This window comes from 'Santalum album' aster yellows phytoplasma (assembly GCF_018283495.1).
Lineage (GTDB): Bacteria > Bacillota_I > Bacilli_A > Acholeplasmatales > Acholeplasmataceae > Phytoplasma > Phytoplasma asteris.
The window spans coordinates 1-10,659 of record NZ_JAGVSK010000012.1 but is presented as its reverse complement, the minus strand read 5'-3'; the positions used below and the strand labels follow the sequence as shown (position 1 = coordinate 10,659).

The 10,659-nt window shown below is 27.8% G+C and carries 8 protein-coding genes and 1 pseudogene; 2 read left to right on the top strand and 7 right to left on the bottom strand.

The window, feature by feature from the left end; translation table 11 throughout:
- From KE631_RS02410 to KE631_RS02400, 3 genes and pseudogenes are all read right to left on the bottom strand, one after another.
- On the bottom strand, positions 1-919 hold a 919-nt coding region (locus KE631_RS02410), incomplete at its 3' end, for an NAD(P)-dependent malic enzyme (RefSeq protein WP_212509254.1).
- Positions 920-1,299: 380 nt separating this feature from the next.
- Positions 1,300-1,533: pseudogene (locus KE631_RS02405) on the bottom strand (hypothetical protein); the annotation flags it as partial.
- 1,544 nt (positions 1,534-3,077) lie between these two features.
- Positions 3,078-3,464, bottom strand: a complete 387-nt coding sequence (locus KE631_RS02400) for a sigma-70 family RNA polymerase sigma factor (protein ID WP_308507134.1) — start codon at positions 3,462-3,464, stop codon at positions 3,078-3,080.
- Positions 3,465-3,617: 153 nt separating this feature from the next.
- Between KE631_RS02400 and KE631_RS02395 the strand changes: the two genes are divergently transcribed.
- Both KE631_RS02395 and KE631_RS02390 read left to right on the top strand, forming a co-directional pair.
- On the top strand, positions 3,618-3,926 hold the full coding sequence (locus KE631_RS02395) for a hypothetical protein (RefSeq protein ID WP_249291143.1): 309 nt from the start codon (positions 3,618-3,620) through the stop codon (positions 3,924-3,926).
- A gap of 626 nt (positions 3,927-4,552) precedes the next feature.
- Positions 4,553-6,211 carry a DEAD/DEAH box helicase gene (locus KE631_RS02390; RefSeq protein WP_212509253.1) on the top strand — a complete coding sequence of 553 codons (1,659 nt, stop codon included), beginning with the start codon at positions 4,553-4,555 and terminating at the stop codon, positions 6,209-6,211.
- 131 nt (positions 6,212-6,342) lie between these two features.
- Here KE631_RS02390 and recA read toward each other — a convergent pair whose 3' ends face one another.
- The 4 genes from recA to KE631_RS02370 all read right to left on the bottom strand — a co-directional run.
- A complete protein-coding gene (recA, locus tag KE631_RS02385) occupies positions 6,343-7,338 on the bottom strand; it encodes a recombinase RecA (RefSeq protein ID WP_212509252.1) in 996 nt (331 codons plus the stop codon).
- Between the two features lie 258 nt (positions 7,339-7,596).
- The gene (gene pgsA, locus KE631_RS02380) at positions 7,597-8,256 is read right to left on the bottom strand and encodes a CDP-diacylglycerol--glycerol-3-phosphate 3-phosphatidyltransferase (protein WP_212509251.1); all 660 of its coding nucleotides are present in this window, start codon (positions 8,254-8,256) and stop codon (positions 7,597-7,599) included.
- A gap of 617 nt (positions 8,257-8,873) precedes the next feature.
- Entirely contained in the window at positions 8,874-10,409 is a 1,536-nt protein-coding gene (locus tag KE631_RS02375) for a 2-hydroxycarboxylate transporter family protein (protein ID WP_212509250.1), read from the bottom strand.
- Positions 10,406-10,659 (bottom strand): malic enzyme-like NAD(P)-binding protein (locus KE631_RS02370; RefSeq protein WP_283242285.1); only part of this gene is annotated, 254 nt, incomplete at its 5' end. The genes KE631_RS02375 and KE631_RS02370, both read right to left, overlap by 4 nt.

The following is a 10,659-nucleotide window of genomic DNA, read 5'->3' as shown; positions in this document are numbered from 1 at the left end:
TCCCAGTAGCAACAATTCTAGCCCCACCTTTTTTAGCTTCATCTGGCATAATTTCTGGTACTGGATTAGCTAGAGCAAAAACAATTGCATCTTTTGCCATAGTAGATACCATTTCAGCTGTAACAATACCAGGAGCAGATACACCAACAAAAATATCTTTTCCTTTAAGTACTTCTTTCAAAGTTCCTTTTTCTTGATATTTATTAGTTACTTCAACTAATTTTTTTTGCGGCTCATTAAGATTGGCTACTCCTTTATATAAAGCTCCTGTTTTATCAACTAAAACAATATTGTTAACTTTTAATAACAACAACATTTTAGCAATTGCCATCCCTGCAGAACCTGCTCCATTAATAACTACTTGAACATCTTCAATAGATTTTTTAACTACTTTTAAAGCATTTAGAATTCCTGCAGCAACTACAATAACAGTACCATGTTGATCATCATGAAAAACAGGAATATCAAGTTTAGCTTTAAGAGCATCTTCAACTTCAATACATTGAGGCGACTTAATATCTTCTAAATTAATTGCTCCAAAAACAGTTGAAATTTTAGAAACAATATTTACTATTTCTTGAGAATCAGTAGAATCAATACAAATAGGAAAAGAATCAATCCCTGCTAATTCCTTAAACAAAATAGCTTTTCCTTCCATCACTGGCAAAGAAGCTTTCGGACCAATATTACCCAATCCTAAAACTGCAGTCCCATTTGTAACAACACCTACCATATTACCTTTCATAGTATAACGATAAACATCACTAGGATTTTCCTTAATTTTTAAACAAGGCTCTGCTACTCCTGGAGTATAAGCTAATGCTAAATCATCTAAGTTTTGTACTTTTACTTTACTTACAATACCTACTTTACCTTTATTTTTTTCATGTGTTTCTAATGCTTTTTCTTTGATGTTCATTTAACTGAAAATCTCCTTTTATATTTCTTTATGTATTTTATATATAATTTGAAGGGTGATTTGATCTTGAAATTATTACCAAAAAATAATCATCCGTCTATATTTTATACCTTATTTAATAAAATAATTAATATTTTTTTTACTTTTTTAACATTTATTTAAATATTTAAACTTTAATACATTAAAAAAATAACAAAAAAATTAATAATTACATTATTTTTAACGTTTTTTACTCAAAAAAAAAAGAGTAAAATAAAAGTAAGGGATATTGTTTGTACCCTAATAAGTTAAAAAAGGAGAAAAATTAAAATGAAAACAAAGTCATCACAGTAAAACGCCCTAATGATGAAATTTTTATGAAAAAATTTGATTTAGTATTGTTTACCCAAAACAAACGAATTGTTGATCCTTTGGGATTCGATAGCATTATTAGTTAATAAGTAATATTCAAAACGCGTATCGAGTTTTTTTAGTTGTTGGGCTTCGATGATAGCTTGTTTGTAACGTTCACGGAGGCAAGTTTTAAAATTAAAGGCAACAATTCGTTTGTTTTGGGTAAACAATACTAAATCAAATTTGATATCAGGAATAAAAAATAAATATGTTTGAGGATATTATGATGATAATCGAAAATAAATAAATTATGATAGATAATTTCACGCAATACCCCCGCTTTAGTATTTAGTAATGATTAAGCTGATGTTGAGCCATGCTATCGACAAAAGAGGCTGTTCGTATCAGGTTAATGTGGGATAAATATTTTTGAGTGGCGTGGCCAACTGATTACCTGCCTATTACAGCGACAACAAATTGGGTAAGATCTTCTGTGACACCTGCTAAGGTGAATAATCGGCGAAACTATGTCAATTCCCTTTGGTGAAGTACAGTGACGGCATTTTTCTTTGTCTTCTATTTTAATATTTCTGTCAAATAAATCAGTAAAATATTCAGTCAGTATTATAACCTGTTTTTAATATTAACACTATTTCACGGTGTGTATTCCATTTTTGATGCTAATCTGAATTCACAACTAATTAAACATTTAATTAGTTCTTCGAATAATTTCTAAACAAAAATCAAAATGTTATGTTTTTAGAATATTTTGAACTGCAACATGTCTGTTTGAGTAACATAAAAGCTGATTTTCCATGCCTGACTAAGCCAATTGTCACCAGTTTAAAACCTTCAATTAAATCATCTGTAACCAGTAAAATCTGTTTTACTCCAGCCTATATTATTTTTATTGTGGTTTTTCAAAATGCGTATGAAACACGACTTTTAAATCTTGAAACAGGATTGATTTTTTCTTAATTTTGCGGTATTTGTTTCTGTGGTGCAAGATTCTCTTTGATGAACTATTTTATGTGCAATTTGGGATAATTTAACAACAATACCACCAATTCAAGATGTTTCAACAATTAAGTCAATGTATGTTTACAAATGTCGGCGAAATCCAAATCGAATATTCATTTAAATATTAATTCCTCCCGCGCCTGTTTAATAATTTTCATTTTCAAATAACGCCTGAAAGAGCAATCAATTTCTTTATTATTACGATGTAATATTTTCGTAACTTTAAATATTTTTATGACGAGACTAATAAGTCGGTTTCTATATTTCATTAAAAACTGAAAGTATTTCGGGGTTTAATAAACCCCGGCAAAGCGCGTTGGCATGTCATTTTCAATTTGGGCATGCGCCCCTTCAAGGAGTTTAATTCTATATTGGACCAAAGTTTTTCTTTCTTTTAATTGTTCCATCTGAAGTGTAATGGGGCTAACGTTATTCTTCTGACAACAGGATCGCCTTCGGCTCAAACCAGCCAGTCATTGTTTGCCATCTTTGACAAGCCAGGTTGTTTTAATAAAAATTCCATGTATCAGGAGCATGTGTGATACCACTATTTTACCATCAACATTATAATAAGTAGTTAATGACATTCATATTATTCCTTTTATATTTTTTAATTTGACCAATTTAACTTTGAACAATTTCTACTTTGCCTTGAAGACAAATTTAACATTTGCATATATTTTGTTGGAATTACTCCAGACCCCAGGTATTGATTTTGGTTTTTAAAGGAATCCCAAAGCGCAATCTGTAATCTCGAATTCTTGTTTATTAGTGGATACATTTTTGAATAAACAATTCGTGTTAACTATTTAACCAAATTTGATGAGAGTCGTGTTGGTTTGTTGGGGTTATGTTTCTTCAAAGGAATATTATTTGCTTGTTTTCTTTCTAAACGCCTCTCTGGAAGTTGAAGTGGTTGTAGACCTCTAATAAGTTCTGTGATTTTACCTTTAATTGTTGGGGTAGCATAGACAATAAAATCACATCCTAAATCTTGGTAATTATTTAAAGCTTTGATTAGACCTAAAATTCCTTCTTGGTATAAATCTTCTCTTTGAAGTGCTTTAGGGAAATATTTAAATTGTTTAACTATTTTTTTTACTAATGGTAAATGCATTTCGATTAATTGATCGCGAATTGCTAAATTATTTTTATTTTTTAAAAAATCTTTAAATAATTTTTGTCTTAACATTTTATTCCTTCCTAAAAATATTTTTAGAAAAGATAAGAAATTATTTTTTTAGTCTTGAAAAGAAAAAAAGACTAACTATTAAGTTAGTCTTAAAGAATTTTTAAAAAGTAAAAAGTTGTCCAAAGTTTTGGAACACCTCAGTATAATTTAATAATGCCAGAAAAAGAAACCTTCTTTAATTCGGACAAAAGAATGTTAGCTCAAATTACTTCTTATTTGGGCGGGCGTGTAGCTGAAGAAATAATTTTTAATGAAGTTTCTAATGGGGCTTATGATGATTTTAGACAAGTAACAAAAATAGCTCGTTTAATGGTTACTAAATATGGTATGAGTAGTTTAGGAGTGAGCCAGGATTCTGAGTTTTCCGATAAAACAGCAATAGATTTAGAAATCAAAAAAATTATTGCAAAATGTTTTATACTAAAGCAAAAGAAATTATTTCACAAAATAAAGACTTATTAAAACAAGAAACTATTACTAAAGAAGAAATAGATAAACTTTTATAATCAAATATACTAAATAAGACTCTCAATAAATGAGAGTCTTATTTTTATTTATTACCTCCAATATTTCAACAAATACATAATAAAAGCAACAAAAAGACACTTTTAATTCCAACATAGTTGTTTTTTTATTAATTTACAAGTATAATAAAGTATAATATTAAAGATGCAGTAAAAAATTATTAAATGTTACAAATCAAAAAACTATTATAAATTAGTGTAACTTTTTACTTTTGAACAATTATTTAACTTTGTTTCACAAATAAAATTATTACTCCAACCATAATTGTTATAAAAACAAAATACCAAAATACTTTTTATTAGGGTCTTAACTAAAAATATTAAGTCTTACAACTTTTTTTACTGAAAGTAAAAATGACAGCAAATACACAGTTGATAGTTTTTAAAATGATGCCTTTTTTCAAGATTATTAATTATTTAGCAACTCCAAACAATAACTTGAAATCATAAAAGGTTTAAAAATATCTTATAAAAAGGGTTTAGTGTTTTTGTGCACTTAGCAAACATTTTATATTTATATCTGTATAATTTAATTTTTAAATTAAAAAGAAAGATGAGGAATTTATGAATACTTTATTCGAACAATTACCTATTTTAGAGCAAACTAAAAAAGCTTTAAAAGAACTCAATTTTATTGATGCTACTCCAATTCAGGCCTTAGTAATTCCAGAAATTATAAAAGGACACGACGTAATTGGACAAGCTCAAACAGGAACAGGAAAAACTTTTGCTTTTGGTATTCCCATTATCGAAAAAATTGAACCAAAAATCCAAAAAACTCAAAGTTTAATTTTATGCCCTACTAGAGAATTAACTCTCCAAGTATACGAAGAATTAAAAAAATTACTAAGATTTTATCAAGAAATAAAAATCGCTGTTGTTTATGGTGGTGAATCTTACACCAAACAATTTAGAGCCCTAGAAGCTAAACCTCATTTAATTATTGCTACTCCTGGACGTGCAATTGACCATCTAGAAAGAGGTAAAATCGACCTCTCAGCACTAAAAATTCTAACTCTTGACGAAGCAGATGAAATGTTAAAAATGGGATTCCAAGAAGCCTTAGAAACAATCTTAAAAAAGATTCCAGAAGAAAGACAAACTGTTTTATTCTCAGCAACTCTACCTCCATTTATTAAAAAAATAGCAAGCAAATACCAAAAAGACACTAAAATCCTACAAGTTCCTGTTAAAAACATTGCAGTTAATGCAATCGAACAAAATTACTTTTTAGTAAAAGAAGTTGACAAAGCTAAATTATTAGTACGTTTACTAGACTTAAAAAAAGACTATTCAGCTATCTTATTTGCAAACACTAAAAAAGATGTTGACGAAATTACAGCTTACCTTCAAGACAAAGGCTTTTTAGCTGATGCAGTTCACGGCGATTTAAAACAAAATCAAAGACAATATGTAATGAATAATTTCCGTAAAGGCAAAATCAAAATCTTAATTGCAACTGATGTAGCTGCAAGAGGACTTGACATTTCTGACATCAAAATGGTAATTAACTATGACTTACCACACGAAGACGAAGTTTATGTTCACCGTATCGGAAGAACTGGAAGAGCTGGCAAAAAAGGTTTAGCTTACAGTTTAATTAGCCCAAGAAAAGCAAGCCAAATTAAAAAATTAGAATACTACTTAAAAGAAAAAATTACTTTACTAGATATTCCTTCTGTTCAAAGCATCAAATTACAAAATGCCAAAGATTTAGAAAAAAAGCTATTAAACATCATTGAAAAAAACAACGAAGACGCTACTCCAAATCCATTAGCACAAAAGTTATTAGAAACTTTTTCTTCTGAACAAATTATCCAAGGATTATTGAAAAACTTTTTACCAAAAGAAAGAAATTACACTGACATCCTCCCTCCAAAAATGACTACTAACAATTCTTTTACCAGATCACGTTTTGGTGGCGAATCTAGATTTGGTTCTTATGGTTCTAACAACTCTTACGGCAATAACTCTTACCAAAGAGCAAATAGCAACTTTATAGAAGTAGTTATTAATTTAGGCAAAAAAGACAATATTAATCCTCCAATATTATTAAAATTATTAAAAGATCATTTCCAAATTTATGGCAAAAATATTGGCAATATCAAACACTTAACTCACGAAACTATTTTTGAAGTAGCAAGTCGTTTTTGGAATCAAATGAAAAACAAAACTAATATTCGTTTCCAAAACAAAACTTTAATTCTTAACAAAAAAGATTAAAAACTAATAAATTAACAAAATAATAATTTAATAATAACAAAAAAGCTAGCTTCAACAAGCTAGCTTTTTCTTATATTTGCATAATTTAAAATAAAAATAAAAAATCAATTAATTTCAATTAATAATTTAGATTAATTGCTAATATTATATCTTTTTTTAATTTCAGCAACCAAATGATTATAAATTTTAGGATTATTAGTTAAATATTTTTTAACACTTTCTGTTCCTTGACCAATTTTTTCATCTTTAAAACTATACCAAGAACCACTTTTTTGAATCAAATTAAGGTTAGTTGCTAAATCAATTACTTCTATCATTTTAGCAATACCTTTACCATAAATAATATCAATAGTAGCAGTTTTAAGAGGAGATGAAAGTTTGGATTTAACTACTTTTACTTTGGAACGAATCCCTACAACTTGGTCCCCTTGTTTAAGGGTTTCTGCTCTTCTAATGTCTAAACGCAAAGAAGCAAAAAATTTTAAGGCTTTACCACCTGGAGTTACTTCAGGATTACCAAAAACCATCCCTGTTTTTTCTCTAAGTTGATTAATATAGATAACAACTGTATCAGTTTTATTAATGATTCCTGACTGTTTACGCATGGCTTGCCCCATCATTCGTGCTTGCAAACCCATAGCCATATTACCCATATCACCTACTAATTCTGCCTCAGGAACTAATGCTGCTACAGAATCAACTACCAAAAGACTAATTTTGCCACTTGCAATTAATCTACAAGCAATATCTAAAGCTTTTTCACCTGAATCAGGTTGTGAGATTAAAAGTTTATCAAGATTTACTCCAATAGCCTTTGCATAACCTGGGTCTAAGGCATGTTCTGCATCAATAAAAGCAACATTACCTCCCTTTTTTTGAGCTTCTGAAATGGCATGCAAAGTTAAAGTAGTTTTACCTGAACTTTCAGGACCATAAATTTCAATAATTCTTCCTTTAGCATAACCACCAATTTCTAAGGCAATATCCAACGACAAAGAACCAGTAGAAATGGATTCAATTCCTTTATGAGTTTTGGAGTTGAATTGCATAATGCTACCTTTACCAAACTTTTTTTCAATATCCTTAATAGTGTCTTCTAAATCGTTTTTGTTTTGTGTATTTTGCATAATTAATTTTCCTTTGGTTTTTTATTTTAGTTTTGATGAAATATAATTTTTAAAAATTGTAAGTAAAATAATAAAGATAAAATAGTAAGATGAAAATAATTATTAAAGATAAATTTAAAAATTTAGAAACATATATAAAAGACAGATTTTAAAATATAATAAAAACAGCAGTAACAAAATAAAGATCTCGCTGAACCCCAAAAACTAGACAATAAATATTTTAAAAAAATAGGGTACAGTGAGGATCAAAAAAATGAATTACTCAGGAGCAAAATTTTTACGAATAATTTTATAATTTTTAAAAAAATAATCAAAACCAGAAACAATAGTTAAAACAACTGAAACAAACAGGCAAATATCACCTATATTACTTAGATATCCAAACCATTTTTTTAAATTTGCATCACAAGCAAAAGTAGAAGAAGTATACAACCCAAAAAAAAGGCAAATGATGGCAACGAATGTAAAAACGGTTTTGGCTTTACCCCAAAAAGATGCACTAATAACAACTCCTTCTTTATTAGAAACTACCAATCTTATTCCTGTTACTAAAAATTCTCTAATCACTATAATCATAATAACAGCAGTAAAAAAATTTTTAGGCATTTGAGTATCTGCAAATAAAAAAGTTCCTTGCGTAGCAGACAAACGACATTGACAAATATAAAAAAGTGTTATAATAACTAATAATTTATCGGCAATAGGATCAAAAAACTTACCAAAAACAGTTTGTTGTTGATATTTTTTAGCTATATAACCATCCAAATAATCAGTAATAGCAGCCACTATAAAGATAATTTGAAAAGCCAAAACATTAGCAAATTCAGGCTCACTTTCACTTACACACATCAAAGGCAAAAGCACAAACACTAAAACAATCCTAAAAACAGTAATTAAATTAGCCAACAAAGGAAACATACATTACTCCTTTAGTAATTTTGTAAAAAAACTCATATTTTTGTTTAATTAAATATGGTTCAAAAAGACAAATCATTTCTTTGAATATCAAAAAATAAAAATAGTAAATGTTTAAGGACAAAAATAAGATTTTCAAAACCTCTTATATACTATTATTATAACATTATTGATAAATGTTTTTAGTAAGTGTTTTTATATACATAACATAATTGTTATTATTTTGAGTAATTATTACAATTAAAAGATAAATTATAAAAACTCTACATTTATCTACATTTAAAAAGTAAATTAAATTTGTTCTACATTTATAAATAAATTTTGTATAAAGAAAACATATTTAACTTAATTTTTAAATGTTTATAATACAAATAAATTAGCAAAATGTTTTTTATAGTTTTTTGTGTTTAAAAATCTCACGGAACCCAACTATTAGCATAAACAAATCGAAGGGCACCGCAATAGTTAAAAATGTTTTATAATTTTGATATAAATATGTTAGCTATTTTGCATTGCAATAATTTCAATCAAATCAACTAATAATAAAATACTAAAATAATATTAAATAATCATAAATACTTATGATAAATATTTTTCATATTTATATATATAAAATATAATTAATATAACAAAGGATAAGCAATACTAACTACTACTACTACTAAAGCTCCACCAATACGAGTAGCTATTTGAGCAAAAGGCATTAATCCCATCAAATCAGAAGCTGATAAAATAGCAACATTACCAGCACCTCCAATACTATTGGTACAAAGCCCTGCAGTAATTGATGATTCTACTGGATAATAACCTAACTTTTTGCCTAAATACCCCGCTACTAAAGCAACTGATAATACACACATTATACATGTAAAGACAAATTTAACATTTAATTGTTTTAACATATCTTCCATTGGAATACTAGAACCTAAAATTACTAAAAAAGCAGATGTAAAATTAGTAGTAACAAATTTAGAAGCTTGATTAATACAACTATTATAATAATCAGATACTACATTAAATAATTTCATCAAAACAACTACAAATACTAAAAAAACAATATATTCTGGTAGGTATTTTTTAATATTTGGTAATAATAAAATTAAGGATTCTTTTATTAAAACACTCAATAAATATAAAGTAAAAATAGCAATTAAACCTGTAGTTATTTGAGAATAACTTAATTTTTCAGGAACTGATTTAGAAGTATTTTTATCTGGATTTTTTGGAGTTTCTTTAACTTCCAATTTACCATAACCACTATATTTAGTAGTTTTCAAAAATTTCTTAATAAGCCCAGAAGCAAAAATACTAAAGATTCCTCCTACTAATAAAGCAGGAGTCATATGAGACATAAAAGTTTCTTGCCAATCTAGATTCTGCCCAGCATAAGCATTTTTTAAAGGAGTAACTCCAGATGACATACCACCACTTGCTAAAGGAGCAAAAATATAAAAGACAGCATCTAAAAAGCCCCCTTTAGAAGTTTGAGAGGCATTTTCTAACCCTCCAATAGGATTTAATAAAGCCCCCAAAGTTCCTACAACTAAAGCACCAGTAAGCAAAGATACTAATATTAAAGGAATAAATTTTTTAAAAGAACTTTTTAATAACTTTTTATCCATACTTAAAAAACTACCAATAATTAAAGCAGAAACAAAAAAACTAGCAAAACCAATAGCTTTATAAGTATATTGAGTTTCTTTTACTGTTATAGACTCAGCATTTAAATGTTTCATAATACTTTGCATAAACTTTTGCATTTGCAAAAAGATAGAATCATCTTTAAAAAAAGGATAAGTAAACAAAATAGAAGGCACTAAAATACATAAAATAGAACCACCTCCAATATCTTTTAAGAGGGGAGTTTTAGCACCTATTTTTTGTAAAACAGCAGCTAAAAGCATAGCTATTAATAAAGGGGTAATTAATGGATGAAATGCAGGATTAAATTTCTTAGTAGTTTGAAAACTTACAAATCCCAAAACAAAAACTTGCACAAAAACTACTAAACTCATCAAACAAAAAAGAGGCACACTAAACCCTAAAATAGTTTTTTGAGGAGCAAAAATACTATTAACTTTTTTAGAGTCTTTATTATCTTTATTATTATTGTTTTCTTTATTATCTGGGGAACTTTGTTCCTGTTCTATACTCATTTTCTTACTACTCCAGTTTCTTTAGCTACTTTACAAACTGCCAAAGCAATTTGTTTAACTACTTCTTTATTAAAGAGAGTTGGTAAAATATTATTTTCATTTAAATCTTTTTCTTTAATGATGTTTTTTAAAGCATAAATAGCAGCTTTTTTCATCTCTTCGGTAATTTTAGTTGCTTTAGCATCTAATGCCCCACGGAAAACACCTGGAAAAGCAAGACAATTATTTACTTGATTAGGAAAATCAGATC